Annotated in this window: 24 protein-coding genes; 12 read left to right on the top strand and 12 right to left on the bottom strand. The window is 72.9% G+C overall.

The window, feature by feature from the left end; translation table 11 throughout:
• Nucleotides 1-12: 12 nt before the first annotated feature.
• From ACWDRW_RS03420 to ACWDRW_RS03410, 3 genes are read left to right on the top strand one after another with little or no spacing between them, the layout of a single operon-like run.
• Entirely contained in the window at nt 13-1,161 is a 1,149-nt protein-coding gene (locus tag ACWDRW_RS03420) for a lipid-transfer protein (protein WP_451719400.1), read from the top strand.
• 2 nt (nt 1,162-1,163) lie between these two features.
• The gene (locus ACWDRW_RS03415; protein ID WP_451719397.1) at nt 1,164-1,580 is read left to right on the top strand and encodes a Zn-ribbon domain-containing OB-fold protein; all 417 of its coding nucleotides are present in this window, start codon (nt 1,164-1,166) and stop codon (nt 1,578-1,580) included.
• A complete protein-coding gene (locus ACWDRW_RS03410; protein WP_451719394.1) occupies nt 1,577-2,350 on the top strand; it encodes an enoyl-CoA hydratase/isomerase family protein in 774 nt (257 codons plus the stop codon). Before ACWDRW_RS03415 ends, ACWDRW_RS03410 begins: the two co-directional genes overlap by 4 nt.
• Nucleotides 2,351-2,354: 4 nt before the next feature.
• Here the strand turns inward: ACWDRW_RS03410 and ACWDRW_RS03405 are convergent, their stop codons facing one another.
• The 3 genes from ACWDRW_RS03405 to ACWDRW_RS03395 all read right to left on the bottom strand — a co-directional run bounded on the left by ACWDRW_RS03405 (nt 2,355) and on the right by ACWDRW_RS03395 (nt 6,259).
• Nucleotides 2,355-2,861: a hypothetical protein gene (locus tag ACWDRW_RS03405; protein ID WP_451719391.1), complete on the bottom strand. Its 507-nt coding sequence runs from the start codon at nt 2,859-2,861 to the stop codon at nt 2,355-2,357.
• 172 nt (nt 2,862-3,033) lie between these two features.
• The gene (locus tag ACWDRW_RS03400; RefSeq protein ID WP_451719389.1) at nt 3,034-5,367 is read right to left on the bottom strand and encodes an outer membrane protein assembly factor BamB family protein; all 2,334 of its coding nucleotides are present in this window, start codon (nt 5,365-5,367) and stop codon (nt 3,034-3,036) included.
• Nucleotides 5,368-5,530: 163 nt separating this feature from the next.
• Nucleotides 5,531-6,259: a VOC family protein gene (locus ACWDRW_RS03395; RefSeq protein ID WP_451719386.1), complete on the bottom strand. Its 729-nt coding sequence runs from the start codon at nt 6,257-6,259 to the stop codon at nt 5,531-5,533.
• Nucleotides 6,260-6,381: 122 nt separating this feature from the next.
• On the opposite strand from ACWDRW_RS03395, the gene ACWDRW_RS03390 reads away from it, so the two are divergent.
• Complete coding sequence (locus ACWDRW_RS03390) at nt 6,382-7,029, top strand: TetR family transcriptional regulator (RefSeq protein WP_451719384.1); 648 nt, start codon at nt 6,382-6,384, stop codon at nt 7,027-7,029.
• 88 nt (nt 7,030-7,117) lie between these two features.
• Here the strand turns inward: ACWDRW_RS03390 and ACWDRW_RS03385 are convergent, their stop codons facing one another.
• On the bottom strand, nt 7,118-7,570 hold the full coding sequence (locus ACWDRW_RS03385; RefSeq protein ID WP_451719381.1) for an Lrp/AsnC family transcriptional regulator: 453 nt from the start codon (nt 7,568-7,570) through the stop codon (nt 7,118-7,120).
• An 82-nt stretch (nt 7,571-7,652) separates the two neighbouring features.
• Between ACWDRW_RS03385 and ACWDRW_RS03380 the strand changes: the two genes are divergently transcribed.
• The gene (locus tag ACWDRW_RS03380; protein ID WP_451719378.1) at nt 7,653-8,261 is read left to right on the top strand and encodes a LysE family translocator; all 609 of its coding nucleotides are present in this window, start codon (nt 7,653-7,655) and stop codon (nt 8,259-8,261) included.
• A 24-nt stretch (nt 8,262-8,285) separates the two neighbouring features.
• On the opposite strand, the gene ACWDRW_RS03375 is transcribed toward ACWDRW_RS03380, so the two are convergent.
• Nucleotides 8,286-8,756 (bottom strand): nitroreductase/quinone reductase family protein, encoded by a 471-nt coding sequence (locus tag ACWDRW_RS03375; RefSeq protein WP_451719375.1) that lies wholly within the window; start codon nt 8,754-8,756, stop codon nt 8,286-8,288.
• Nucleotides 8,753-10,105 carry an acyl-CoA dehydrogenase family protein gene (locus tag ACWDRW_RS03370; protein WP_451719373.1) on the bottom strand — a complete coding sequence of 451 codons (1,353 nt, stop codon included), beginning with the start codon at nt 10,103-10,105 and terminating at the stop codon, nt 8,753-8,755. The genes ACWDRW_RS03375 and ACWDRW_RS03370 overlap by 4 nt, the downstream gene beginning before the upstream one ends.
• Nucleotides 10,106-10,190: 85 nt before the next feature.
• Between ACWDRW_RS03370 and ACWDRW_RS03365 the strand changes: the two genes are divergently transcribed.
• Nucleotides 10,191-11,339, top strand: a complete 1,149-nt coding sequence (locus ACWDRW_RS03365) for a thiolase C-terminal domain-containing protein (protein WP_451719580.1) — start codon at nt 10,191-10,193, stop codon at nt 11,337-11,339.
• A 13-nt stretch (nt 11,340-11,352) separates the two neighbouring features.
• Here the strand turns inward: ACWDRW_RS03365 and ACWDRW_RS03360 are convergent, their stop codons facing one another.
• Nucleotides 11,353-12,549 carry an esterase-like activity of phytase family protein gene (locus ACWDRW_RS03360; RefSeq protein ID WP_451719370.1) on the bottom strand — a complete coding sequence of 399 codons (1,197 nt, stop codon included), beginning with the start codon at nt 12,547-12,549 and terminating at the stop codon, nt 11,353-11,355.
• Between the two features lie 149 nt (nt 12,550-12,698).
• Here ACWDRW_RS03360 and ACWDRW_RS03355 point away from each other — a divergent pair, with 149 nt between their 5' ends.
• Both ACWDRW_RS03355 and ACWDRW_RS03350 read left to right on the top strand, forming a co-directional pair.
• Nucleotides 12,699-13,124, top strand: coding sequence for a pyridoxamine 5'-phosphate oxidase family protein (locus ACWDRW_RS03355; protein ID WP_451719368.1), 426 nt, complete (start codon nt 12,699-12,701; stop codon nt 13,122-13,124).
• 10 nt (nt 13,125-13,134) lie between these two features.
• Nucleotides 13,135-13,794 (top strand): pyridoxine/pyridoxamine 5'-phosphate oxidase, encoded by a 660-nt coding sequence (locus tag ACWDRW_RS03350; protein WP_451719365.1) that lies wholly within the window; start codon nt 13,135-13,137, stop codon nt 13,792-13,794.
• A gap of 28 nt (nt 13,795-13,822) precedes the next feature.
• Here ACWDRW_RS03350 and ACWDRW_RS03345 read toward each other — a convergent pair whose 3' ends face one another.
• Nucleotides 13,823-15,253 (bottom strand): hydrogenase expression protein HypA, encoded by a 1,431-nt coding sequence (locus tag ACWDRW_RS03345; RefSeq protein ID WP_451719362.1) that lies wholly within the window; start codon nt 15,251-15,253, stop codon nt 13,823-13,825.
• Between the two features lie 93 nt (nt 15,254-15,346).
• On the opposite strand from ACWDRW_RS03345, the gene ACWDRW_RS03340 reads away from it, so the two are divergent.
• On the top strand, nt 15,347-18,214 hold the full coding sequence (locus tag ACWDRW_RS03340) for a BTAD domain-containing putative transcriptional regulator (RefSeq protein WP_451719359.1): 2,868 nt from the start codon (nt 15,347-15,349) through the stop codon (nt 18,212-18,214).
• 85 nt (nt 18,215-18,299) lie between these two features.
• On the opposite strand, the gene ACWDRW_RS03335 is transcribed toward ACWDRW_RS03340, so the two are convergent.
• Together ACWDRW_RS03335 and ACWDRW_RS03330 are read right to left on the bottom strand one after the other, a co-directional pair.
• Nucleotides 18,300-19,190, bottom strand: a complete 891-nt coding sequence (locus ACWDRW_RS03335; RefSeq protein WP_451719356.1) for a hypothetical protein — start codon at nt 19,188-19,190, stop codon at nt 18,300-18,302.
• A 230-nt stretch (nt 19,191-19,420) separates the two neighbouring features.
• Nucleotides 19,421-19,819: a DUF4913 domain-containing protein gene (locus ACWDRW_RS03330; RefSeq protein ID WP_451719353.1), complete on the bottom strand. Its 399-nt coding sequence runs from the start codon at nt 19,817-19,819 to the stop codon at nt 19,421-19,423.
• A 153-nt stretch (nt 19,820-19,972) separates the two neighbouring features.
• Here ACWDRW_RS03330 and ACWDRW_RS03325 point away from each other — a divergent pair, with 153 nt between their 5' ends.
• Nucleotides 19,973-21,403, top strand: coding sequence for a hypothetical protein (locus tag ACWDRW_RS03325; RefSeq protein ID WP_451719350.1), 1,431 nt, complete (start codon nt 19,973-19,975; stop codon nt 21,401-21,403).
• A 47-nt stretch (nt 21,404-21,450) separates the two neighbouring features.
• On the opposite strand, the gene ACWDRW_RS03320 is transcribed toward ACWDRW_RS03325, so the two are convergent.
• A complete protein-coding gene (locus ACWDRW_RS03320; protein ID WP_451719348.1) occupies nt 21,451-23,055 on the bottom strand; it encodes a hypothetical protein in 1,605 nt (534 codons plus the stop codon).
• 110 nt (nt 23,056-23,165) lie between these two features.
• Here ACWDRW_RS03320 and ACWDRW_RS03315 point away from each other — a divergent pair, with 110 nt between their 5' ends.
• Nucleotides 23,166-23,582, top strand: coding sequence for a DUF4913 domain-containing protein (locus tag ACWDRW_RS03315; RefSeq protein WP_451719346.1), 417 nt, complete (start codon nt 23,166-23,168; stop codon nt 23,580-23,582).
• 88 nt (nt 23,583-23,670) lie between these two features.
• Nucleotides 23,671-23,925, top strand: coding sequence for a hypothetical protein (locus tag ACWDRW_RS03310; RefSeq protein WP_451719344.1), 255 nt, complete (start codon nt 23,671-23,673; stop codon nt 23,923-23,925).
• Between the two features lie 607 nt (nt 23,926-24,532).
• On the opposite strand, the gene ACWDRW_RS03305 is transcribed toward ACWDRW_RS03310, so the two are convergent.
• Nucleotides 24,533-25,576, bottom strand: a complete 1,044-nt coding sequence (locus ACWDRW_RS03305; RefSeq protein WP_451719341.1) for an NlpC/P60 family protein — start codon at nt 25,574-25,576, stop codon at nt 24,533-24,535.
• Nucleotides 25,577-25,595: the final 19 nt, after the last annotated feature.

Below are 25,595 nucleotides of genomic sequence, written 5' to 3'. Positions count from 1 at the left end.
AGGGGCTCAGCCATGGTCGGGATCAAGGACGCCACCGCCATCGTCGGGATCGGACAGACCCCCTTCGCCAAGCGCCTCCCCGAGGACGAACGCACCCTCGCCTGCCGTGCCGTGCTGGCCGCCCTCGACGACGCCGGCATCGCGCCGGGCGAGGTGGACGCGCTCGCCTCCTACACCATGGAGGAGACGGACGAGGTCGAGCTGGCGAAGGCGGTCGGGCTCGGTGACCTCACCTTCTTCTCCAAAGTCGGCTACGGCGGCGGCGGTTCCTGCGCCACCGTCGCCCACCTGGCCGCCGCCATCGCCGCGGGGCAGGCCACCGTCGGCGTCGCCTGGCGGTCCCGCAAGCGTGGCTCGGGACCCCGGCCGTGGACCAACACGACCGTCCAGCTCCCCACGCCCGCCCAGTGGACCCGGCCCTTCGGTCTCCTCAGGCCGGTCGACGAGATCGCCATGCTCGCCCGCCGTCACATGCACGAGTACGGCACCACCCGGGACCACCTGTTCAATGTCGCGCTCGCCTGCCGGAACCGGGCCAACCAGAACCCCGCCGCGATCATGTACGAGCGCCCCCTGACCCGCGAGATGTACATGACCTCCCGCTGGATCAGCGAACCGCTCTGCCTGTTCGACAACTGCCTGGAGACCGACGGCGCGTTGGCCTGTGTCGTCGTCAGCGCGGAGCGCGCCCGGGACTGCGCCCAGCGGCCCGTCTACGTCCACTCCGCCGCCCAGGGCCTGCCCGCCCAGCATCACGGCATGGTCAACTACTGGAACGACGACCCGCTCACCGGTCCCGCCTGGACCGCCGCCCGGCACCTGTGGAAGCACGCCGACCTGACCCCGCAGGACATCGACGTCGCCCAGATCTACGACGCCTTCACCGCGCTGGTGCCGCTCTCGCTGGAGGGTTACGGCTTCTGCGGGCGCGGGGAGGGCGGGGCCTTCACCGAGCAGGGCGCGCTGGAGATCGGCGGGCGGCTGCCGCTGAACACCGGGGGCGGCGGGCTCTCCGAGGCCTACGTGCACGGCTTCAACCTCGTCAACGAGGGCGTCAAGCAGCTCCGCGGGACCAGTACCGCCCAGGTCCCGGGCGCCGCCACCTGCCTCGTCACCGCCGGCGAGGGTGTCCCGACGTCCGCTCTGCTGCTGAGGAGCTAACCATGCTCACGCCGGTCACCGACCCCGACGGCGCCCCCTTCTGGCGGTACGCGGCCGCGGGCGAGCTCCGTGTCCAGGCCTGCGCCGACTGCGGCGAGCCGCGCTTCCCGCCCCGCCCGTGCTGTCCGCACTGCCAGTCCTTCGCCACGACCTGGCAGAAGGTCGGCGGGCACGGACGGATCTGGTCCTACGTCGTCCCGCACCCGCCCCTGCTGCCGGACTACGCGGCGCAGGCGCCGTACAACGTCGTCGTCGTGGAACTCCTCGACGCGCCCCGGATACGGCTGGTCGGCAACCTCGTCGCACGGGCCGGGGGCGCCCTGGACGAGGTGCCCGCCGACCGGTTGCGCATCGGGGCCCGGGTCCAGGTCGTCTTCGGTCCCGACGGGCTGCCGCAGTGGGTTCTGGAGCGGCCGTGAGCGGTCTGCTGATCAGTGCCGACAAGGACAGCGGGGTCGCCGTCGTCACCCTGAACCGGCCCGACCGGCTCAACGCCCTCGACCTCGCCACGGCGGCCGAACTGAGCGAGGCCTGGCGGGCGTTCCGGTTCGACGACTCCGTGCGGGCCCTCGTGCTCACCGGGGCCGGGGAGCGGGCCTTCTGCACCGGGATCGACCGGGACGCCGAGGTGCCGCAGCCCCACTCGCCGTACATGCAGGACGATCCGCTGCTGAGGGCCGGGCCCAGGTCCAACGACCTGTGGAAACCGGTCGTCGCCGCCGTGCGCGGGATGGCCTGCGGCGGGGCCTTCTATCTGCTCGGCGAGTGCGACTTCGTGGTGGCCGATCCCACGGCCGTCTTCTTCGACCCCCACACCACCTACGGCATGGTCAGCGCCTACGAGTCGATGCTCATGGCCCAGCGCATGCCCTCCGGCGAGGTCGCCCGGATGATGCTCATGGGCACCGCCGAGCGGATCTCCGCCCGCCGGGCCCATGAGGTGGGACTGGTCTCCGAACTCACCGAGGAGGGCGGCGACCTGGCGGCGGCCGTGCGGTGCGCGTCCGTCATCGCCGGGTATCCGGCGGACGCCGTGCAGGGCACCGTCCGCGCGCTCTGGGCCGCCCAGGAGGCCGCCCGGGCCGCGGCCTTCGCCCAGGCGCCCCACCTCATCGCCCTGGGGAACCTGCCACCGGGAGAGCAGTCGGAGCTGTTCTCCCGGCGGCAGCGGACCTACCGCGTCCGGTAGCCGCTCACTGAGCGGTCGCGAACGACTCCGACGCGCACTCGGCCACCTTCGCCGCGAGCCCGCCGTTCGACAGCTCCACCTGAACGGTCGCCGTCTCGCTGCCGGCGACGAACTCGTCCACCGTGCGGGTCTCCACGATGTTCTTCGACGCGTCGAGGAAGTCGACCGTGATCGTGAAGGTGGCGCCGGAGGTGTTCGGGTTGGCGACCTCGAGCGTGGCGTACGGCTCCTGCTCGGTCGCGCAGCTCACCAGCCGCACCATGGCGTCCTGCGGCTGCTCGGCGCTCGCACCGCCCGAGCCGGAGCTGGAACCGCCCGAACTCGCGTCGTCATCGTCGTCGTACCGCGACGACGAGCTGTCGTGGTCCTGGCTCGAACTGCTGCACCCGCCCCCGCTGTCACCGTCCCCGCTGCCGCCGCCATGTCCCCGCCCCGACGAGAAACCCGTCAGGGAGAGGACCACCAGCGCTGTGATCGCTGCGAACTTGAGCTTGCGCCCCCGAAGATCCATGAGCGGAACCCTAGCGATCACCTGTCACGACCATGTCACCGCATGGCGACCGGGGCGTCCCCGGCGTAGCGTCTGGGGTGAGAGCGGCGTACCCCCCGCTCCCGGCAGCGACGGCCGCCGTCTGGCCCCTTCCGTGCACCGGTACGACGGCCGTCCCCCGACCCGGGGGACGTCAGGCGGTCCGCGCCGTGCCCGTCCCCTTCTCCGCGTCCAGCGCGTACACGCACCGGTCCTTGCTGCACGCGTACACGACGCCGTCCTCCACCACCGGCGAACCGGTGATCTCGCCGCCGGTCGCCAGCTTCCACCGGAGCCGGCCGTCGTCGGCCTTCAGGGTGTAGAGCAGGTGGTCCGTGGACCCGAAGTGGATACGGCCTTCCGCCACCGCCGGGGCGCCCACGATGTCGCCGCCCGACTGGAAGCGCCACTTCGGGGTGCCGGTGACCGCGTCCAGCGTGTACAGCCCCTTGCCGCTGCCGACGTGGACGTGCCCGGCGGCCACCAGGACCGGCTCGATCGAGGACCGGGACTCCGTCGCGATCCGCCAGCGGTCGCGGCCGTCGGTGGCGTCCAGGGCGTAGACCGTGCCGAGGTAGTCGGCGAGGTAGACACCGCCGCCGGTCACCGCGGGGCCCGGCACGAAGGCGGGCGGGCAGAGGAACACCGCCGGGGCCTCGAAGTGCCAGCGGACCTGACCCGAGGCGACGTCCAGCGCCAGCACCCGGGTGCCGGCCGAGACATAGACATAGCCGTCCTGCGCCTGCGAGATCCGCACGGGCACACCGCCGCAGGAGGCGGCGTCGCCGATCGGGTACGACCAGCGCTCGTCGCCGGTACGGGCGTCCAGGGCCCTGAGCCGGGCGTCCTGCCAGACGTACACCGTGCCCTCGCAGAGCGCCGGGCCCGCCTCCGGGGACTCGAAGTCGGTCTGGGCGCCGGTGAGCTCCCACAGCTTCTGTCCCGTCGACGCCTCCCAGGCCTGGACCCCGCCGCCCCGGGTGCCGGTGACGACCGTGCCGCGCTCGGCCTTGAGGGAGTAGACCCAGGCGTCCGTCGGCAGCCGCCACAGGTCACCGCCCTCCCGACAGTCCAGGGCGAACAGCGTCGGGCCGTCGGAGGCGTGGATCCGGCCGTCGGCGACCGCCATGGACCAGGCGACGTCCCTGGTCTTGAAGCGGCGCCGGCCCGTGCCGACGTCCAGCGCGTGCACCTCGAAGGAGGTGACGTAGACCAGGTCACCGGAGACCGCCGGGGTGCCCCACACGTCGTTGGACATCCGGAACCGCCAGGGACGCCAGCCGCTCGCCGCCTCCGGGGGCGCGGCCGGGGCCGGGGGTACGGCGGGGCCCACGGCGGAGTCCGTGCCGTTGACCCCGGGGCGCGGCTTGGACCAGGAGGCGACCAGGCCCGCCTCCGGCGGCGGCGCCTTCACGGCGGCGGCGCGGGCGTCGGCGACGCGCGGACCGGGGCCGATCGGCACCTGGGCGCCCGCCAGGCGCACCGGGCCGGTGTCGGGGGCGCCGACCGGGACCGGCGGGCTGTGGGAGGGCGGGGGCGGGATGTTCCGCCCGGCGCTCCGGCCGGAGGGCGGTGCGGACTTGGCGGGCGGGCGGCCGTTGCGCCGCGCCTCGATCAGGCCCACCGCACGCTCGGGCAGCCAGGCCGACGCCGTACCGCTGTCGTCCGAGCCCGAGCCGAACAGGTGCGGGGCCAGCTGGGCCTGGAGATCGGCCGGGTTGGGGCGGCCGGTCGCCTCCATCTGCATGCAGGACTCGATGAGCGGGCGCAGCTCGTCCGGGAGGCCTTCGAGGTCCGGGCCCTCCCGGAGCAGCATGAAGACGGTCTCGACCGGGTTGGCGCCGTGGAAGGGCGGGTGGCCGGTCGCCGCGAACACCAGCATCGAGCCCAGCGAGAAGACATCGCTGGCGCCGGTGACGCTGCGGGAGTCCTTGGCCTGCTCGGGGGACATGTAGGCGGGGGTGCCGACGGCGACGTTGGTCATCGTCAAGCGCGTGTTCGACACGCCGGAGGCGATGCCGAAGTCGATGACGCGGGGGCCGTCCTCGACCACGAGCACGTTCGACGGCTTCAGGTCGCGGTGGACGAGCCCCGCGCCGTGGATCGACTGCAGCGCCTCGGCCACGCCCGCCGCGAGCCAGCGCACCGCCTGGGCCGGGAGCGGCCCGCACTCGTTCACTATCTCTTCGAGGGAGGGCGCGGGCACGTACGCGGTGGCCAGCCAGGGCACGGCGGCACGCGGATCGGCGTCGACCACGGCCGCCGTGTAGAAGCCCGAGACGGCCCGGGCCGCCTCCACCTCGCGCGTGAACCGGACGCGGAAGAGCTGGTCCTCGGCGAGTTCCGTACGGACCGTCTTGATCGCCACGCGCCGCCCCGACGCCGAGCGCGCGAGATAGACCAGCCCCATGCCGCCGGCCCCCAGCCGTCCCAGCACCTCGAACGGCCCGATCCGCCGCGGATCGTGCTGTGTCAGCTGATCCACCACTTGCCTGCCACCTCCCCGTACGGGCCGCGTCACCCACGTATGTACGCGACCCCGTGCAGCGTCTCACCACCGCACCGCCATGGCGGCACGCACCCCGATTCTTCCTGTCCGCGGGCGCGGTTGCGAACCCGGGGTCGAATCGGGGTGTCTCCGGACAAAAGCCTCAGTTCGACCGCTCCAGCAGCGCGAACGAGGCTCCTTGATTGTCGGTGACGACCGCCACCGTTCCGTACGATGTCTCAAAGGGTGGAGCCTGCACCCGTCCCCCGAGCCGCTGCACCGCCTCCACGGCCTCCTGGCAGTCCGCGACCCGGAAGTGGACCAGGAAGTGCGGGGGCATCTCGGGCGGGAAGACGTCGGAGACGGGCGCGCGGCCGAAGTCGGGCTCGGCGTCCGGGCCGAACAGGGCGTCGTGGAAGAGGCCGCCGTAGAAGGCGTTGGCGTTCTCGGTGTCCCGGGCGTACAGCTCGGCCCAGACGAAGGTGCCCTCCTCGTGGCGGCGGCCGAAGCCGGTGTGCTCGCCCGCTTGCCAGAGCCCGAAGACCGCGCCCTCGGCGTCGGTGACCAGGGCGGTGAGCCCCTCCCCCGCGCCGACCTCGACCGGCGCGGTGACGACCTGGCCGCCCGCCTCCCGGATCCGCCGGACCAGCGCCTCGGCGTCCGGGGTGGCGAAGTACACCGTCCAGACGGTCGGCATCCGCCCGTCGGTCTTGTGGATCAGCGCCGCGACGCGCTCGCCGTCCTTGAGGGCGTAGGCGTCCTCGAAGCTCCACCCGAAGAGCTCCCCGTAGAACCGCTTGCCCGCCTCGACGTCGGGAAGCTGGGCGTCGACCCAGCAGGGGACGCCCTCGACAAACCCGGATGCATCCCCGGATGCCCTGTTTTCGGCCATGCCGCCAAAGTAACGGGCGCTCACGCACGCCGCAGACCAGGCACACCAGCCTCGTGGCACCCGTGCACCCCATTTGCAGTCGGCCGAATCGCGCTCCGATCACCCCTCGGTAAGCTGACGGCATGACAGGACAAGTGCGTACCGTCGACGGCCGCGTGGCCGGCCGGCGTGGGCAGGCGACCCGGCAGAAGCTGCTCGACTGCCTCAGCGAGATGCTCAGCTCCTCCCCCTACCGGGACGTCAAAGTCATCGATGTCGCCCGGAAGGCGGGCACTTCGCCCGCCACCTTCTACCAGTACTTCCCGGACGTCGAGGGCGCCGTCCTGGAGATCGCCGAGCAAATGGCCACCGAGGGCGGACAGTTGACCGCGCTGCTGGAGGGCCGCTCCTGGGTCGGCAAGTCGGGCTGGCAGACCGCGCAGGAACTCGTCGACGGATTCCTGGAGTTCTGGCGGAAGAACGACGCGATTCTGCGTGTGGTGGATCTCGGGGCCGCGGAGGGCGACAAGCGGTTCTACAAGATCCGGATGAAGATCCTCAACTCGGTGAACAACTCCCTCGCGGACGCGGTCGCGGAGTTGCAGGCCAAGGGCAAGGTCGACAAGGACGTCAACCCGGCCGCGGTGGCGGGTTCGATCGTCGCGATGCTCGCGGCGGTGGCCTCGCACCAGAAGGGCTTCCAGACCTGGGGTGTGAAGCAGGCCGAACTCAAGCCGAACCTGGCGCTGTTGGTGCACCTGGGCGTCACGGGCAAAAAGCCGACCAAGTAGACGCCCACACCTCTTTCCAGGCCCCCAAGTCCTGTCTGGCAGGCGGCTGTTCATCCCGGTCGACCCGGGTGAACCGCCGCCTGCCGTGCTATGCGGGCAGGGGCCGGTCCCGTACGACGTGCTTCATCACCAGTGTCGAGGTCAGCCGCTGCACCCCGGGCAGCGTGGCCAGGCGGTCGTCGTAGAGGCGCTGGAAGGCGGCGAGGTCGGCCGTCGCGACCCGGAGCAGGTAGTCCGGCTCCCCGAACAGCCGCTGGGCGTCCAGGACGTGCTCGATCTCGCCGATGGCCCGCTCGAACTCGGCGACGGTGTCCCGGTCCTCCTGCCGCATCGAGACGAAGACCAGCGCCTCGAAGGTCAGCCCGACGGCGGCCGGCTCCACCACGGCCCGGTAGCCGCTGATCGCCCCCGACCGCTCCAGCTCCCGCAGTCGCCGGTGACAGGGCGAGACACTCAGCCGCACCCGCCCGGCCAGCTCGGTCACGGTCAGCCGCCCATCCTGCTGAAGCTCGGCAAGAATTTTCCGGTCTACGTCGTCCATGGGGTAGATCTTCCCTCACGCTGCGAGAGGCCGCGCAAACTTCGACAACACTTTCGGGCCATTCCCGCCTAATGTCCCCACCATGGACTCCGCAACCCTCCTCTCCTTCCTCGCCCTGGACCTGCTGCTGGTCTGTGTGCCGGGCGCCGACTGGGCGTACGCGATCTCGGCGGGACTGCGCGGCGGCTCGGTCGCGCGGGCGGTGGGCGGTCTGGTGAGCGGTTACGCCCTGCACACGGCCCTCGCGGCGGCGGGCCTCGCGGTGCTGGTCGCGAGCAAGCCCGCCCTGCTCACGGCGCTGACGGTCGCCGGTGCCGGGTATCTGGTGTGGCTGGGCTGGAGCGTGCTGCGCCACCCGGGGACGCCAGGGGAGGCCTCCGGCGCGGACGGCGAACGGGTCTTCCTGCGCGGGGCGATGATCAGCGGCCTGAACCCGAAGGGCCTGCTGCTCTATCTCTCGGTGCTGCCGCAGTTCCTCGCGACGGACGGATCGCACCTGCCGGTGCCCGCGCAGACGGCCCTCCTCGGCGTGCTCCACATGGCGTGCTGCGCCGCCGTCTACCTGACGGTCGGCCTCGGCGCCCGCGCGATCCTCGCGGCCCGCCCGGCGGCGGCCAGGGCGGTCACCCGGACCTCCGGCGCGGCGATGCTGGGCATCGGGGCGTTCCTGCTGGTCCAGCACACCCTGTGACCGCCGTCGCAGGGCGGCCCTCCCTCACCGTCGTACGAGCCTGAAGAGCCGGATCTCCCGCTCCACCCGCGCCTGATAGGTCGCGTACGGCGGCCAGAAGGCCAGCGCCCTGGTCCACACCGCTGCCCGCTCCTCGCCCGTCAGCAGCCGCGCGGTCACGGCGATGTCGGCGCCCTTCCAGTTGATCTCGGCCGCGGGATGGGCGAGGAGGTTGGCGGTCCAGGCGGGATGACCGGTGCGGCCGAAGTTGGAGCCGATGAGGATCCAGCTGTCCCCCTCCGGCTCCGGCATACAGGCGAGCGGGGTGCGGCGGGACAGTCCGCTGCGGGCGCCGGTGGAGGTCAGGACCACCCCGGGCAGCATCCGGGCGCTGAGCAGCACCCGGCCCCGGGTGATCCGGTGCACGGCACGGTCGAGCGCGGGGATCACATGCGGGGCGACCTTGGCGAAGCCGCGCGTCGAGGACACCTTCTGGACCATCCGGACGCCGATCACACCGTCACCTCCGCCGCCTCGAAGAGCCGCGCCGCGTCCGCCGCGCGCGCCCGCAGCCGGTGCACGGGCCCGAACAGCAGCTCGTCGCCCGCGGCCCGCTTGAAGTACAGGTGAACGTCGTGCTCCCAGGTGAAACCGATCCCCCCGTGCAGCTGGATCGCCTCCCCGGCGGCGGTCCGCAGGGCCTGCAGGGCCTGGGCGAGGGCGAGCCCGCCGACGCGTTCCGGGTGGGCGGGGGCCCCGGGGCGGGTGGGGTCGGCGGTGGGTTCCGGGGGGACGAGGGCCCCGCGGCGGGTGGGGTCGGCGAGGGGTCCCGGGTGGACGAGGGCCTCAGGGCGGGCGACATCCTCGACGGGTCCCGGGTGGGCGGTGGCCCCGGTACGGGCGGGACCGTCGGCGGGCCCCTGCCGGGCCGTGGCCCATGCCGCGTAGTAGGCCGCCGAGCGTGCTGCCTGCACTCCCACGTACACATCCGCGAGCCGGTGCTTCACCGCCTGGAAGGACCCGACCGGGCGCCCGAACTGTTCCCGCTGCTTCACGTACTCGACGGTTCGCTCCAGCACCCGGTCGGCGGCACCGACCGCCTCGCAGGCGAGCACGGCGGCCACGGTGTCCCCGAGGCGAGCCAGGGCAGCGAGCACGTCCGCGCCCTCCTCCCCCAGCAACCGCGCCGTCACGTCCCGGAGTTGGAGCCGGGCGAGCGGACGGGTGGAGTCGAGGGCGGTCTGCCGGACCCGCTCCAGCCCCGCCGCGTCCCCCCGGACCAGGAACAGGTCCGTCCGTGAGCGGGCGAAGCCGCCGGAGTGGGCGGCGACGAGCAGGAGCCCGGCGCGGTGGCCGTCGAGCACGTGCTCGATCTCGCCGTACAGCCGCCAGGCGTCCCCCGCCCGCCGGGCCTGGACGCCCCCCGCGCGCCCCCCTCCGGCCCAGTCCCCCCGATTGTCACCGGTGAGCCCCAGGGAGGCCGGGGGAGCCGCCAGGGCCGCCGTCAGCGAACCGTCGGCCATGCGCGGCAGCAGCTCGGCGCGCTGGGCGTCGGTGCCGAGGGCGAGGACCAGGGGAGTCGCGAGGACGGCGGTGGCGAGGAAGGGCGAAGGGGCGAGGACGCGTCCCAGTTCCTCCGCCGCCAGGGCCACCTCGGTCGCCGAGCAGCCGACACCGCCGTACCGCGAGGGGAGGGCGAGGCCCGGCAGGCCGAGGTGTTCGGCGAGGGCGGTCCACAGGGCGGGGTCGTGGCCGGCGGGGGTGTCGACGGCGCGCCGCAGTTCCTCCGGGCCGCACCGCTTGTGCAGCAGTTCGCGGAGAGTACGGCGGATCTCGACCTGCTCGGCGGTGAATCCGGCATCCATGGCTGCCCCTTCCCTCCGGATCTGACGGTCCGTCATATTAGGAGGGCCGGAACGAGATGCCCAGAGGGAGAGGCCGTTGATGGTGCTGACCGCCGGAAACCGGAAAGTCGCCGTGGTCGGGGTGGCCCTCTCCGACTGCGGCCGGGTGGACGAGGCGACCCCCTACGCCCTGCACGCCCAGGCGGCCCGCCGGGCGCTGGCGGACGCGGGTCTGGACCGGGCGCTGGTCGACGGCTTCGCCTCGGCCGGCACCGGCGTGCTCGCACCGGTCGAGGTGGCCGAGTACCTGGGCCTGCGCCCCACCTGGGTCGACTCGACCTCGGTGGGCGGCTCGACCTGGGAGGTCATGGCGGCCCACGCGGCGGACGCGATAGCCGCCGGACACGCGAACGCGGTCCTCCTCGTCTACGGCTCCACGGCCCGCGCCGACATCAGGGCGGGCCGCAGGACCGGGAACCTGTCCTTCGGCGCCCGCGGTCCCCTCCAGTTCGAGGTGCCGTACGGCCACACACTCGTCGCCAAGTACGCGATGGCGGCCCGCCGCCACATGATCGAATTCGGAACGACGATCGAGCAGCTGGCCGAGGTGGCGGTGCAGGCGCGGCAGCACGCGGCGCTGAACCCGGAGGCGATGTTCCGGGACCCGATCACGATCGACGACGTCCTGTCGGGGCCGATGATCGCGGACCCGTTCACCAAACTGCACTGCTGCATCCGGTCCGACGGCGGGGCGGCGGTGCTGCTTGCGGCCGAGGAGTACGTCCGGGACTGCCGCACGGCGCCGGTGTGGGTGCTGGGGAGCGGGGAGTGCGTCTCCCACTCCACGATGTCCGAGTGGGCGGACTTCACGGTGTCGCCGGCGGCGGTGAGCGGGCGGCTGGCGTTCGAGCGGGCGGGGGTGCGCCCGGCGGAGATCGACCTCGCCGAGATCTACGACGCGTTCACCTACATGACCCTGGTGACCCTGGAGGATCTGGGGTTCTGCAAGAAGGGGGAGGGCGGGGCCTTCGTGCAGGCCCGGGAACTGCCGGTCAACACGGACGGGGGTGGGCTCTCGGCCCAACATCCGGGCATGCGGGGCCTGTTCCTGCTGGTCGAGGCCGTACGGCAGCTTCGGGGCGAGTGCGAGGCGCGGCAGGTGCGCTCAGGCGACGGCGGGTTGCCGCGCCTCGCGGTGGCGTCCGGGACGGGCGGGTGGTTCTGCTCGTCGGGGACGGTCGTGCTGGGGCGCTAGCCCCGGCTGGTTGCTAGAAGAAGGCGCGCTTGTCGGCGCGCAGGCGCTGGTCGAGCCGGATGGTGATGAACTCGTTGTCGTCCGCCTTGCCCGCCGTACGGCCGGAGGAGAAGGGGAAGTTGTTGTCGTTCAGTACGGCGAGGGTGCGGTCGTCGAGCAGGACGACGTCCTCGATCGTCTGGAACGGGAAGGTGAAGGTCTCGCCGAAGCCGCCGAGCTTCCTCGGGTTGGCGATGTCCATCAGGTCGGCGACGAGGGTCTTGTCCATCACACCGTCGTGGTCGCGGTCGCGCAGGTCGGCGAGGTAGATCCGCTTGAACTTGGCGGTCTCGCCCTGACCGCCGTCCCGCTCGATGACCAGGAAGCGGTTCTTGTCGATGGCGATGGCGTCACCGATCGCGTTCGCCGGGGACTCCAGGCGGTACGTCCAGCGCTTGCCGGTGTACGCCCTGGCCTTCAGGTCGAACTGGTTGAAGCGCAGGTCACCGGCGGTGTCACCGGCGACCGTGCCCTCCAGCAGCGGGTAGAGGTACCGCCCGTCCACGGAGCGGGCCATCCCCTCGAAGCCCTTGCTGCCGCCGAGGCTCGGGGTGCCGCCGTTCAGGTACGGGTTCTCGGGCGCCTTGACGCCCTCCAGGGAGATCGGCGCCTCCAGCAGCTCGCCGGTGCGCGAGAAGTGCAGCAGGAACGGGCCGAACTCGTCCCCGATCCAGTACGTGCCGTCGTAGGCCCGCACGATCGACTCGACGTCGAAGTCGGCGCCGGTCAGCGTGCGGTCGTCACGGGTGAGCGTGAACGGCACCTTGTGGTCCGGGTCGGTCAGGTCGAACCCACCGAGCACCCTGACCGCGCCGGTGCGGGTGTCCGGCTTGAGGCGATGGACCCGCAGCAGGAAGTCGGCGCTGTTGGCCTTGCCGCCGTAGCCGTTGTCCGACAGCACGTCGTAGGTGCCGTCGTGCCGGTTCACGATGCCGGAGAAGCCCTGCACCGGCTGGTCGGCGAAGGGAGCGGCGATGCCGTTGAACGGACCCGCGCCTATCGCCGCGCCGGACGGCTCGCTGCCCGGCACGAACGTCTCCGCCGGGAGCGAGGCCCATCCGGTGAGCGTGGCCTGCCCGAAGTCGTGCGACCGCTCACCGGCGAGAGCGGAGGGCGCCGTGAGGGCGGCCGTCAGGGCGACGGCACTGAGCGTGATCGAGGTTCTTCTCATGGCCCGCACGGTAGGGACGCCTGGTGACGAGCGGCGGAACTGCGGAGGAACGCCGACCGGGTGGCGCGTCCGCAGGACGGGAACACGCGCCCACTCGGTCCGCGTTGTGGGGACGGGAGGCACGTGTATCCGTGGAGTAGGAGACCGCGATGGCCCTGAACCGCAAAGAGCGCGAGGACTTCCTCGCCGAGCCGCACATCGCCGCGCTGGCGGTGGACGCGGGCGCGGACCGCGCACCCCTGACCGTGCCGATCTGGTACCAGGTCGAGGACGACGGCAGCGTATGGATCATGACCGGGCTGGACTCACGGAAGAACCAGCTGATCAGGGCGGCGGGCCGGTTCTCGCTCATGATCGACCGGGTGGAGCCGACGATCCGGTACGTGTCCGTGGAGGGCCCGGTGATCGACACCGAGCCCGCGACGATCGAGCGGCTGCGGGAGCTCTCGGCACGGTATCTGCCGGCCGAGAAGGTCGACGCGTACGTGGACTTCGCGTGGAAGAACCACGGCGAGCAGGTGGTCGTACGGATGCGGCCCGAGCGTTGGGTCTCCTCCGACCTGGGGACTGTCTGACAATCAGCGCATGGAACTTCATGATCTGCTGAGGTCACTGCGGGTGTGGGACGCGAAGGTGACCGAGCTGCGTCCCTTCGCTCCGGAGTCGGCGCCGGCCGAGCCGTTGCCGCTGTTCACGACCTGGTTCGCGGACGCGGTGGCGGCCGGGCAGACCGAGCCGCACACGATGTCGCTGGCGACGGCGGACGAGGAGGGCAGGCCGGACGTACGGACCGTGATGCTGCACGGCGCCGACGCCGACGGCTGGTCCTTCGCGACGCACGTCGGCAGCCGGAAGGGACGCCAGCTCACCGCCCGTCCGTACGCGGCGCTGGGCTTCTACTGGCCGGTCCTCGGGCGGCAGGTGCGCGTACGGGGACCCGTCACGGCGGCGCCCTCGACGGAGAGCCAGGCGGATCTGCACGCCCGCTCGACGGGCGCCCTCGCCGCGGCCTTGACCGGACGCCAGAGCGAAGTGCTGGACTCCCTGGAGGAGTTGGCCCGGGTCTCGGCGGAGTCCTGGGCGCGGGCGCGACAGGAACCGCGGGCGCCCGCACCGACCTGGACCCTGTACCACCTGCACCCCGAGGAGGTGGAGTTCTTCCAGGGCGACGAGCGGCGTCAGCACGTACGGCTGAACTACCGCCGTGAGCAGGGTGGCTGGACCCGGGAACTCCTCTGGCCCTGACGCCCGTGCCGAACGTGCCTCCCGGCGCTCAGACCGTGAACTTGACCGCTTCCAGCCAGCGCGTGTTCTCCAGGGTGCCCCCGAAGGCGAAGTCGGGGCGCTGGTCGGCGCAGTCCTGGCCGCCCCAGTCGTAGCCGCGGACCTTGGCGGTCGGGCAGATCCGGCCGCTGCCGATGTTGACGGCGAAGCCGGTCAGGTACGGGGCGCCGCTGCTCGTGCTGCCGATGTAGTTGTTCCTGCCGTCGGCCACGACGGCGGTCCACTGCTTCACCCACTTGCCCTCGCCGTTGGTCGACGCCGGGTCGTGGCGGAAGGCGTTGGCAGCCGAGCCCCCGGCGCCGGTCACGGCGATGTTGACGGCCTTGATCGGCTTGTTCTGTCCGGTCGTACCGGCCATCGTGCCGTCGCACACGGGCTTCTGCCAGCCTCCGGCCGAGAGGTACACGCGGTAGCAGATGTGCCGTCCGCCCGGGTCGCTCCTGGCCAGGCGGTTCACGGCCGTGGCGGCCGTCTCCCGCGGCGGCCGCGCGGTCACGGTGGCCCGCGGCGGGCGGGCGGTCACCGTGACGACGACCTCGCCCGCGCCCTCTCCGCCCGGCGTCGGGCTCGCCTTGTCCTTCTCCTTCGCCTTGTCCTTCGCCTTGTCCTTCTTGGTCGCCGACGGGCTGGGGGACGGCGAGTTGCTCGGGGACACCGAGACGGTCGGCGCCGGTACCCCGGTGACGGTCCCGGCCGAACGGCTCGGGCTCGTCGCGCCCTTGGCACCGGCGTTCCGGGTCTCGTCCCCGCCGCCCGAGCCGCCGCTGCCCAGCATCACCAGCGGCACGATGACGAGGGTGGCCACGCCGAGCGCCACCGGTGCGATGACCAGCGGCCGTTGGAGCAGCCCGGGGCCCTCGAACTCGTCGTCCGACTGACGCGGCGCGTTCCTGCGGCCGATCCGCGACGCCGGGGCGGGCTCCCGGGCGGGGGGCCGAGCGGGCTCCGGGGCCGGGCGGGCGGCGAGCGGGGGCGGCTCCGGCGCGGGGTGGGGCAGGCCGTGCGGCTCGTCGTCGAGGCCGTCACCCGGTTCCGCGTGGGGTTCCGCGTGGGGTTCCGCCTGTGGTTCCGCATCGCCTGCTGCGGTGACGCCTTCCCCCGCGTCCGAGGTCTCCTGGAACTCCTCCAGCAACCTGCTCGACCCGTCGGGCGACACCTCGACCGAGGCCACACAGCCCACCGACGGGTCGGAGATGTCCGCCGTCACGGCGGTGTCCCGCTCGCGGGCGTACTCGTGGAGCAGGTCGAGGATCGCGGCGTCGAGCGTCACCCCCTCCGCCGCCACCACGGGTTCGCCGTCGACGGCGGCGGAGTCCTCACCGGAGATGACCACCTCGTAATGCGGGGCGACCGGTTCCTCTTCCGGTACGGCGGAGTCGGCCCCCGTGTCCGGCCGGTCCGGCTCTTCACCTCGGCTCATGCCCGTTCCCTCCTGACGTCGGTCCTCGTACCGCAACGGGCGGCGCGGGGGAACGGTTCAATCCGGCGCAGCCTCGGTCAGTAGAGTCCGAACATGACAAGCGTTGAGGACTCCATACGCTTTGCCTTGTTAGGGCCGGTACGGGCGTGGCGCGGAGAGCGGGAACTGGAGCTCGGATCGCCGCAGCAGCGGGCGGTGCTGGTGGCGCTGCTGCTGCGCCGGGGGCGCCCCGTCACACTCACCGAACTCCTGGACGCCGTATGGGGCGAGGACCTGCCGTCCGCCGCCGTGTCCGTGCTGCGGACCTATGTGTCGCGCCTGCGCAAGGTGGTGGAGCCCGGCCCGGGCGCGCCCGAGTCGGAGCGTGTGGTCGTCTCGGTGGGAGACGGATATCTGGCCCGGGTTCCCGAAGGCGCCCTGGATCTCGCCGTGTTCGAGCAGCGGGTGACCGCGGCGAAGGAGCGGCGGGCCGCCGGGCGGGTGGCTGAAGCCGCCGAGCTGCTGCGCTCCGCGCTCGACGGATGGCAGGGCACGGCGCTGTCCGGGGTTCCGGGACCGGCCGCCGAGTCGGAGCGGTCCCGGCTGGACGAGGAGCGGCTGGCCGCGCTGGAGGCCCGGCTGGACGCCGACGTCGAACTCGGGCGGCACGGCGAGGTGATCGCCGAGCTGATCTCGCTGACCGGCACCCACCCGCTGCGGGAGCAGCTGTGCCGGCTGCTCATGCTGGCCCTGTACCGCTCCGGGCGGCAGGCGGAGGCGCTGGAGGCGTACCGCAGGACGCGGAGCACCCTGGTGGAGGAGCTGGGCATCGAGCCCGGCGCCGCGCTCCAGGAGCTGCACGACCGTATCCTCGCCGCCGACGGGTCCCTGACCCCCGTCGTCCCGCCCGCGCGGCCGGACCCGCCCGAGGAACCCGTCTCCCGGCCCGCGGCGCACTTCGCCCGTCCCGCGCAACTGCCGGCGGATCTGCCCGCGTTCGTCGGAAGGCGGGCCGAACTCGAGCGGACCCGCGCCCTGCTGCCCGACGACGGCGGTCCTCCCGCCACGGTCGTGATCAGCGCGATCGGCGGCATGGGCGGCATCGGCAAGACCACGCTGGCCGTCCACTGGGCGCACGAGATCGCCGACCGCTTTCCCGACGGCCAGCTCTACATCAATCTGCGCGGCTTCGATCCGACCGGCAACACCGTGCCGCCGGAGGAGGCCATCCGGATCTTCCTCGACGCGCTCGGCGTTCCGTCGATGCGGATTCCGGCCGGGCTCGACGCGCAGGCGGCGCTGTACCGCAGCATGCTCGCCGAGCGCCGGGTACTGGTCCTGCTCGACAACGCGCGCGATCCCGAGCAGGTACGTCCGCTGCTGCCCGGCTCCCCGGGCTGTCTGGTCATCGTCACCAGCCGCAACCAGCTCACCGGCCTGGTCGTCGGCGAAGGGGCGCATCCGCTGACCCTGGATCAGCTGTCGCCGACCGAGGCGCACGATCTCCTCGCGTGCCGGCTCGGCCACGAGCGGCTCGCGGCGGAGCCGGAGGCGGCCGAGGAGATCATCAGACAGTGCGCCCGGCTGCCGCTGGCGCTGGCCATCGTCGCCGCCCACGCCGCCGCCCACGCCGGCTTCCCGCTCAGCGCCGTCGCCGAGGAGCTGGCCGACAGCCACGGCAGTCTCGACGCCTTCGCCGGGGGCGACGACATCACCACCGACGTACGGGCCGTCTTCTCCTGGTCGTACAAAGCACTGTCCGCCCCGGCCGCGCGCCTGTTCCGCCTGCTGGGCCTGCACCTCGGACCCGACATCTCCGCGCCCGCCGCGGCCGGTCTGGCGGGACTCGCCCCGCGGGAGGCGGCCGGTCTGCTCGTCGAGCTGACCCGCGCCCATCTGCTCACCGAGCACTTCCCCGGCCGCTACACCCTGCACGACCTGCTGCGCGTCTACGCCGCCGAACGCGTCCACGCCGAGGAGACCCCCGCGGAACGGGACCGGGCGATCGAGCGGCTGCTCGCCTGGTACCTGCACACCGCCGACGCCGCCTACCTGCACCTGACCCCGCGCCGCCAACGGATCCCCCTCGAAGCGCCGCCCGCCGGGTGCGCGCCCTTGGAGTTCTCCACCTACGACGAGGCCCTGAACTGGTGCGAGACCGAGCGGGCCAACCTGGTCTGCGCGGTGCGCCGGGCCGCCGAATCGGGCCACCCGGGGATCGCCTGGCGGCTGCCGGCCGTTCTGTGGGGGTTCTTCTACCTGCGCAGTCATCGGCAGGACTGGCTCGACACCGCCCGGACGGGTCTGTCGGCCGCCCGCGCCGTCGGCGACCGGGCGGGTGAGGGCCAGGCGCTGGCCGACACGGCCGCCGCGCTGCGCAGCTCCGGCCGGTTCGAGGAGGCCATCGGCCATCTGCACGAGGCCATGGCCGTGTGCCGGGAGAACGGTGACGTCACGGCGAGGTCGTCGGTGGTGGCGAACCTGGGCGATGTCTACCTCCAGGTGGGGCGACTGGACAGGGCCGTCGAGTACACCCGCCGGGGGCTGGTCCTCGACCGGGCCCTCGGCAGTGTGTGGGGGGAGGGCATCGCCCTGGTCAACCTGGGCGACGCCTACCAGCGCCTCGGCCGGTACGACGAGGCCCTCGACTGCCTCGGGCAGGCCCTGACCGTGCTGCGCGCGAGCGACAACCACTGGGTCATCGGCGTCGCGCTCGACATCCTCGGCACGGTCCATCACCGGCTGAACCGACTCGACGACGCCGTCGACTGCTACCACCAGGCGCTGGAGACGCACCGCAAGGTCGGCAACCGGTGGGGGGAGGGCCACACCCTGGGCAACCTCGGTGACGCGCAGGTGGCCGCGGACGAGGTGGAGGCGGCGCGCGCCAGCTGGAAGCGGGCCCTGGAGATCTTCGCGGAGTTCGACCATCCGGACGCGGTGAAGGTCCGCGAGCGACTCGACCGGCTGGGGGGCGGCTGACCCCGGGGACGCCGAGCGCGCCGGTCTCTCCCGCGGGTGGTCGAGCCGGGGGTGTTCATCAGCGGCTGAGGTCATGGGCTGCACGTCAGCGGGCCCGGCGCTGCTGACCGGCGCCCTGGCCCGGCCGGCCTGGCGCGGGGCTGGTCCGCCGGGACGGGGAAGCGGCGGTATCGGACCCCCGGGACGTGGCGGGCCTGGAGGTGGCGACCTGATCGCGGAGGAGTGCGTGGCCTTCCTGGTTGAGCAGGGCGGGCGCGGGCGGCGGCCGGGACGGGTCGGCGACGGCCCGGAAGTTCTGGCCGTCGACGAACTCGCCGCCCCGGCGGGGGGTCGAGGAACGGGTGGCGCTCGCCTCGCGTCTGTTCCGTTCGAACTCCTCGGCCACCTCGAGGGAACGGGCGTCGGGCCCGCCCGGAACCGGGTCCCGGGACCGCGCCGGGCGTTCCCAGCGGTCCCGGAGCGCCGCGAACTGCCGGGCGTCGGCGGCCATGATGGTGTCCCGGGCGGCGTTCATGGCCTCCTCGGCCGTGACCGGATCCCGCTGGGGCCGCTCGGGGGCCGGGGGCGTTTCGCGCGGTGATTCGTGCTGTGCTTCGCGCTGTTCGCGCTGTGACTCCCGCTGCGATTCCCGCAGTGATTCCCGCAGATGGGCGTCCACGGCGTACTTGGCGACGGTGGGGATGCCGTCGGGGGCCTGCTCGAAGGCGGCCCGCAGGGTGCCGTCGGTTCTGACCAGGTGCAGCACCGCGTCCTCGAAGACCGTACGCGCCTCCGGCGGCAGCCGGTCGATCCGCTGTTGCAGGCGGGCGACCTCCTGACGGGCCGCCGCCTCGGAGGCGGACGGCAGCCCCCGCCCGGCCGGCCCGGTCATCGGCGACGGCAGCGCCGACTCGGCCGGGCCCGGTGCGTACGCGGTGTCCGCACCCGTCGGCGCCGCCTGCCCCCGGCCGGTGACGCGGTCCCAGAGGCGGCGCAACTTCGTCCGCGAGCCGTGCCCAGGGGCTCTCCGGCTCCGCGGGCCGTGGCCTGCGCTGTTCCCGCAGCGCCAGATCCGCCCTGACCAGTTGCCGCGCCAGCTCGACTTCGGGTCGTTCCTTGGTCAACCGGTTCCTGGCCGGGGAAGCCGCGTTGTCTTCCGGCACGGTGCCCCTCTTTCGAGTCGGAGGTGCTGACGCGAGCGACAACGGGCCGCGGGGGCTCAACGGTTCAGCCCGGGTACGGGTCCATCCCCGGCCCCTCCTTCGCGCGGTGCGCTCCGGCCTTGCATCCCGCGAACGGGCCCGCCGGGTCCCGCAGTGACGCCATGACGTGGGTGAGGTGGTCGCGGTGCCAGCTCGCGGGCCCGGTCCCGCCGGAACCCGGCCCGGTCAGCTCCTGCCACGCCATCCACAGGCCGTACAGCTGGGCCACCGCCTCCGGGTGCTTCCACCACGCGGGGCACCAGGGCGCGGTGGAGCCGACCTCCCTGCCGTACACGGGCAGCAGCAGGTGACGCACCCACAGGGTCAGCCGGTGCAGTCCGTCGTCGTACTCGGAGCCCTCCAGGTACAGGATGAACGCGGGCCCCTCCTGCTGCTGAGGTGCGGGCTCCGGGGCGAGGGTCATGGCGGTACTCCGGGATCTCGGTCGGGGTCGGGTCGCCCGTACTACGGCCGTGACGTGTCCCGGGGTTCAGCCCCGGAGCTGAACCCCCGGGGCCGCGCCCTCCGTTGTGCGGTCAGCCGGTGGCGTTCGGCCGCCGGGCAGGAGGGAGCGCGCATGCCTGACCGCGATCCGGTCACCGAGCCGGAGAAGGTGCAGTTCATCTGGTTCGGCGAGGAGATGAGCGACAACGCGAAGGCGGGACTGCGGGCGCTGAGCCAGCGGTACCCGAACTCGGCCAAGGAACTGGTGGTGATGCCCCGGCGTCCGCCCGGAGAAGCGGGACGCCAGCACGTCGAGCGGCTCCTGGAGGGGTACCGGAGCGAGGCGGCGCAGCACGGTGTCGACGTACTGCACGTCCGTGATCACACCGGGAGGCTGGCCGCCGCCTTCGAACCGAAGTACACCAAGCAGACGCTCGACGACATCTTCAGCGCGGAGATGGGCAACCAGGGCTACATCGCGGCCAAGGATCTGGCGACGTTCGCCCTGCGGGGCACCGAGACGGGTCTGAGCCTCGACCTGTCCCATCACCACATGACGGACGGCGAGTGGGAGGCCGTGCAGCAGGACCCCGCCTTCTCCCAGGACGCCGTGGCGCCGTTCGACTTCTCCACCGCCGAGCTGAAGGTCGTCGACCTCTCGCACGGCGAGGACGCCAACATGCGGCACGTCCTGAACGCGGGCTTCATGCCGATGACGCGGCAGCACGACGAGGCGGGCATCGAGCCCCAGATGATGCCGCACCTCGATGTCTTCGCCATGTACACCCGGCAGGGCACACGCGGTCAGGAGGTGGCCCGGGCCGCCGCGAACCAGCACATCGGCTATCTCGCGCAGATGTCCCAGGGCGAGGTGGCCAAGGGCAACGTCAGCTTCCGGCCCAAGGACGACAGCACGCGGTTCCGCCCCGACACCATCAACCTCTCGGACGACAACCTGCTGGGCGCCAAGTACAACACCCAGGATCCGAGCCGTGGGGACATCATCGGCCGCATGGCCGTCAGCGCCCTCGCCGACGGCATCCACCTCGTCTACGGCAGGCCGGTGACACCGCCCGGACAGAGCCAGGAGGACATGCCGATGCTCCAGGTGGACCGGGAGACCTGGAAGGACGTCACCATGCAGGCGTACCAGGTCGGCGATGTGCGGGTGCTGCCGCAGCTGAGCCTGGGCAAGGACAACCAGAACAGCTGGCGGACCCAGGCCACCGCCGACCCGGGCGATGTGACGGGGCTCGCCGCGGAGCGGAAGGTCACCCTCGTCCAGGTCAGCAACTTCGGTGTCCGGGAGGCGGCCGCGCTGGGCATGGAGGGGTTGAACAAGCCCTCCCACATCCCCTACGAGGTGCACTACTCCACCTCGGCGGGCAACTCGCCGCGCCGCACCCCGAGCCCGCCGACGGAGGTGAACGTGGAGCAGCTCCGCCAGCAGGTGGCCAGCATGTCCATGCCCCGGACGCCGTCCCCGGAAGGGTCGAACGTCACCGCTGCCGTGGCGCAGGCACCGGCGAAGCCTCCGGTGAAGCGGGCGGCGACCGGCCGCTAGGCGTGAGCGGGGCGAGGGCGGTGCGGCTCTCCCTCGCCCCGCCCCGGTCACCCCTTTCGGCCCTTCTTCTTCCCGGACGGCCCTCCCCCGGCCGCCCACTTCAGCCAGGCGGGCGGTTCCTGGTGCCGCCGGTTCCCGTGGCCGCCGTGCCGGCGCTCGGACGAGGAAGCGGCCTCGTTGCTCGGCGCGGCGGCGGGCGGATCGCTGGGCACCCGGTTCACCCGCTCCAGACCGGGCCCCTCGTACTCCGAGGAGGCCGTGCTCGGGGTCCGCTCGGGGCTCTGCTGCCCCGGGTTGAACGACTGGGTGCCGCTGACCGGGGGGACGGGATAGGAGAAGGACGGCCCGGTCTGCGGCCGCGCGGTGTGCGGGACGTTGCCCACCGCGACGTAGGAGGGGTAGGCGCCGGATCCGGACGGCACGGGAGCCATGCTCAGCCGGGAGAAGTCCTCGGCCGACCGGGACACCTCGTCCCCTTGGCCCCGCACGTCGGTCACGGACGGCACGGGCGAGTTGGAGTCACTGCCGCTGCGGGCCTGCTGCGCCCGCAGGGCCTCCAGTTTGGAGTCCAGCATCGCGCTCGCCAGCAGATCCGCCCCCTGCCGTGCCCCGGCGCTCTCGGGCGTGCCCTGCCCGGCCAGGCCTTCGCCGGACCCGGTCCTGGAGAGCTGGTTCGTCGTGACCCTGGAGAGCTGTTCCGGGCTCGCGGTGATGGGCCCGGTGATCTGCGGCGGTGCCGCGTCGGGGTCCGACAGGACGACGATGGTGTACGGCTTGTCGAAGACCTCGTGGAAGTTGTGGAGCGAGTACTCGTCCGAGGAGCCGCTCGACGAGCTGTCGGTGGTGGCGTCCGCCCGCTGACGGGCGTGCCACCGGCCCTGCCTGGTCCAGAAGTCCGCCGCCGCGGGGCGCGGGAGGTTGTCGAACGACTCCTGCGAGCGGACGTCGAACCCGGCCACCGTGTCGAGCGTCCAGGTCCGCGAGTCGGTCGGGTCACCGACGATGTTCATCACGTTGACCCGCAGGTGGGGAACGTCACCGGCCTCGATCCGCTCGCGCAGGTGGGGCCATTCGAGCCGGGTCAGCACACTGTTGTCGACGATGCCGTCGAGCACCAGCGCCTTGACCGGTCCGTCGAGGCCGTCGACGTAGTGGGTGGAGAAGTTCTCCCAGAGCTTGCCCATGGTGGGCGAGTCCGACCACTTCTCGAACCCGAAGTTCTTGCCGTCGAACAGCTTGCCCGGGACCGAGGTCTCCAGGATCAGCCCCTTGTCCGCCGCGGCCCGCTTCGCCGCGGGCCCAGGTTCGGTCTTGGACCACAGATAGCCGTGCCCCGCGGCCTCCGCCGCCTTGTCCCGCCGCTTGTCGCGGAACCCGCTGTCGTTGCGGTGCCGGCGCCACCAGTCGGCCGGTACGTGGAACGCGTGCTTACGGTCGAACTGGCCTATCAGGGCGTCCACTTGACGTTGACCGACCCAGTTGGGGTTGGGTGTGTGGCCCTGCGCGACCCACTGCCCCTCCAGTTGGAGCTGGTCGAGATAGCCGCCCAGCGCCTCCGTGAATTTCGTGTCCTTGTGCAGGTTGTAGTGGCGCAGGTCCCTCATGAGAGCGGTCCTGTCGCGGTCGAACTGTGCCTGGTCGAAGCCCGCCATCGGAGGCCTCCCCTTCCACGATGTCGACAGGCCCAACGGCTCGCGCTCACCGCCCGGTTCAATCCGCTCGTCGCTGAACCACGCGCCCGCGCACGGGCGTTGTGGTGCCGATGTCCGCCGCACGCCAGGGAGGAGAACCGGTGAGGTTCATCCTGTATCAGGAAGGCCCGGAGTACGGGCAGACGCTGCGGGGGCTGACCCTGTGGGTCCACCATGTGCTGCTGCCGGTCTACGGCAGGGAGGTCACCTCCACGTCCCCGTGGTGCTCGCGCTGGTGGGACCATCCGGAGGCGGTGGCCCAGTTGCACGGCCTGTGGCTGGCCTGGGAGGAGCTGACCGGGTCCGACTCCCCGGGCAGCGGCCCCACCACCTGGCACCGGGACTGCCTGGGACCGGTCATGCAGAGCCTGCGGGACCCGGCGGGCCCGTTCGCCGGGTGCAAGCCCGGCGCCCACCGCCCGAAGGAGACTCCCCCGGTCGACTCGGCCGACCCCTTCGGTCCGCCGCCGTCGGACGCGGCGGGCTGAACCGGGCGCCGCGCGGGCCCGTTGTGCCTCTCGAACCGGCGCCGGCGCGGACCGGGCCGGCGCCCCCGCAGGTCTCGGAGGAACGCTTATGCCAGAACCGACTTCAGCCGTTCCCCTCCCCCCGCGCGGGCTCCTGGCACGGCGCCGCCCGGCGTCGGACGCGGACGGGACGGCCGTACGGCAGGACCCGCCGCCCGGGTCCGAGCCCGCGCCGCGGCTGCCCATGGCCCCGCTGCCCGCCGGTCTGCTGCCCCTGCCCCCGGGATTCGAGCCGACGCCGGAGGCCGGGACCGCCACCCGGAGTGCGGCCCCGGGGCGGCTGCCGGGGCGGCGCGCGGGCTGAACGGACATCGCCACCAAGCCGCGGGGCGGGCCCGGGGGTCACCCCGCGCCAGCCCAAGCGTGGGGCCCCGCCCCCGCCGGGCCAAGGCACGAGGGCCCGCCCCGCGCAGGGCCAGCCACAGGGCCCAGCCCCGCCAGCCCAAGCATGGGGCCCGCCCCGCCGCCGCGCCGGGCCGGGCATGAGGGACCGCCCCACGCCGGGCCAGCCACAGGGCCCGGCCCCGCCAGCCCAAGCATGGGCCCCGCCCCGCCGCCAGGCCAGGCATACGGGCCCGCCCCGCGCCAGGCCAGGCATAAGGGTCCGCCCCACGCCGGGCCAGCCACAGGGCCCGGCCCCGCCAGCCCAAGCATGGGCCCCGCCCCGCCGCCAGGCCAGGCATACGGGCCCGCCCCGCACCAGGCCAGGCATAAGGGTCCGCCCCACGCCGAGCCAGCCACAGGGCCCGGCCCCGCCAGCCCAAGCATGGGCCCCGCCCCGCCGCCGCGCCGGGCAGGGCAGGGCATGAGGGTCCGCCCCGCGCCGGGCCAGCCACAGGGCCCGGCTCCGCCAGCCCAAGCATGGGGCCCCCGCCGCCCCGCCGGGCCGGGCATGAGGGTTCGATGCCGTGTCAGGCGTCCGGTCGTACCGCCCCGAGGATCTCCATCGACGCCGCCGGTGAGACGTACACCCAGCGCCCGGGGCGAGGGGCCTGGATGACTTCGCCGTCGCCGATGTAGAGGGCGACATGGCTGGCGTCGGCGTTGTAGATGATCAGGTCGCCGGGGCGCATGTTCTCGACCGGGACCCGCGTGAGCTGCCGCCACTGCTCCTGGGAGGTGCGGGGGATGACGACACCGGCGTGCAGCCAGGCCTGGGAGGTGAGGCCGGAACAGTCGAAGGAGTCGGGGCCCTCGGCACCCCAGACATAGGGCTTGCCGAGCTGCCGGGTGGCGTAGGCGATGGCCTTGCGGCCCGCCGGGGTCGCGTCGGTGCCGACCTGGTCGAGGACGCCCGTGCGCTCCCACTCCGCCTGGGCCTCCTCGGCCTCCCTCTCCTCGAGAGCCGCCAGTTCCCGGCGCTGCTTCGCCTTCAGGCGGGACTCCACCTTCCGGGCGGCGGCGATGTTCTTCTCGATCGTCCTGCGCTCACCGGCCATGGCGCGGCGCCCGGCCCGCAGGTCGTCCAGCTCCCCCGCGGCCTCGTCCCGGCTGGTGCGCAGGTCCTCCTCGGTCTCGGTGAGCGCGGTCAGGACGCCCTGCGTGGACTGCTCGGCCCGGCGGGCCAGGGAGGCGTTGTCCAGGGCGCGCTCGGGGTCGTCGGACAGCGCGAAGTGGACCTCGGCGGGCAGCCCGCCGGACCGGTACTGGGCACGGGCGGCGGCGCCGGCCAGCGAGGTGAGCCGGTCCAGCCTCGTCTCGGCGGTCCTGACCTGGGAAGTGAGTGCGCGGACCCGTTTCTCCTGCCGGGTCACCCGTTCGTCGGCGGCGTTGTACTTCTCCGTGGCGACCTCGGCATCGTGGTAGAGGCGCCGGAGTTCGGCCCGTACCTCGGTGAGGGTGTCGGGCTCGGCCCGGGCCGGCTGCTGGACCGCCGCGGTCAGGGCGCAGGCCAGGGTGACGGCCACCGCCGTCCGCCGGGCGCGCGCGTGCGGACTCTGTGTCGTCTGGTTCATCTGTGCCGAAGCTCCCTTC

It is taken from the genome of Streptomyces sp. NPDC003635, from assembly GCF_053587635.1.
The sequence above is the reverse complement of the archived record's forward strand: the minus strand, read 5'-3'. Positions and strand labels throughout refer to the sequence as shown.

Bases quoted from the DNA above. Each gene is read 5' to 3' on its own strand.
- ACWDRW_RS03420 (WP_451719400.1), top strand. From the start codon at position 13: ATGGTCGGGATCAAGGACGCCACCGCCATCGTCGGGATCGGACAGACC.
- ACWDRW_RS03415 (WP_451719397.1), top strand. From the start codon at position 1,164: ATGCTCACGCCGGTCACCGACCCCGACGGCGCCCCCTTCTGGCGGTAC.
- ACWDRW_RS03405 (WP_451719391.1), bottom strand. From the start codon at position 2,861: ATGGATCTTCGGGGGCGCAAGCTCAAGTTCGCAGCGATCACAGCGCTG.
- ACWDRW_RS03395 (WP_451719386.1), bottom strand. From the start codon at position 6,259: ATGGCCGAAAACAGGGCATCCGGGGATGCATCCGGGTTTGTCGAGGGC.
- ACWDRW_RS03390 (WP_451719384.1), top strand. From the start codon at position 6,382: ATGACAGGACAAGTGCGTACCGTCGACGGCCGCGTGGCCGGCCGGCGT.
- ACWDRW_RS03385 (WP_451719381.1), bottom strand. From the start codon at position 7,570: ATGGACGACGTAGACCGGAAAATTCTTGCCGAGCTTCAGCAGGATGGG.
- ACWDRW_RS03380 (WP_451719378.1), top strand. From the start codon at position 7,653: ATGGACTCCGCAACCCTCCTCTCCTTCCTCGCCCTGGACCTGCTGCTG.
- ACWDRW_RS03370 (WP_451719373.1), bottom strand. From the start codon at position 10,105: ATGGATGCCGGATTCACCGCCGAGCAGGTCGAGATCCGCCGTACTCTC.
- ACWDRW_RS03360 (WP_451719370.1), bottom strand. From the start codon at position 12,549: ATGAGAAGAACCTCGATCACGCTCAGTGCCGTCGCCCTGACGGCCGCC.
- ACWDRW_RS03355 (WP_451719368.1), top strand. From the start codon at position 12,699: ATGGCCCTGAACCGCAAAGAGCGCGAGGACTTCCTCGCCGAGCCGCAC.
- ACWDRW_RS03350 (WP_451719365.1), top strand. From the start codon at position 13,135: ATGGAACTTCATGATCTGCTGAGGTCACTGCGGGTGTGGGACGCGAAG.
- ACWDRW_RS03345 (WP_451719362.1), bottom strand. From the start codon at position 15,253: ATGAGCCGAGGTGAAGAGCCGGACCGGCCGGACACGGGGGCCGACTCC.
- ACWDRW_RS03340 (WP_451719359.1), top strand. From the start codon at position 15,347: ATGACAAGCGTTGAGGACTCCATACGCTTTGCCTTGTTAGGGCCGGTA.
- ACWDRW_RS03330 (WP_451719353.1), bottom strand. From the start codon at position 19,819: ATGACCCTCGCCCCGGAGCCCGCACCTCAGCAGCAGGAGGGGCCCGCG.
- ACWDRW_RS03325 (WP_451719350.1), top strand. From the start codon at position 19,973: ATGCCTGACCGCGATCCGGTCACCGAGCCGGAGAAGGTGCAGTTCATC.
- ACWDRW_RS03320 (WP_451719348.1), bottom strand. From the start codon at position 23,055: ATGGCGGGCTTCGACCAGGCACAGTTCGACCGCGACAGGACCGCTCTC.
- ACWDRW_RS03315 (WP_451719346.1), top strand. From the start codon at position 23,166: ATGTCCGCCGCACGCCAGGGAGGAGAACCGGTGAGGTTCATCCTGTAT.
- ACWDRW_RS03310 (WP_451719344.1), top strand. From the start codon at position 23,671: ATGCCAGAACCGACTTCAGCCGTTCCCCTCCCCCCGCGCGGGCTCCTG.
- ACWDRW_RS03305 (WP_451719341.1), bottom strand. From the start codon at position 25,576: ATGAACCAGACGACACAGAGTCCGCACGCGCGCGCCCGGCGGACGGCG.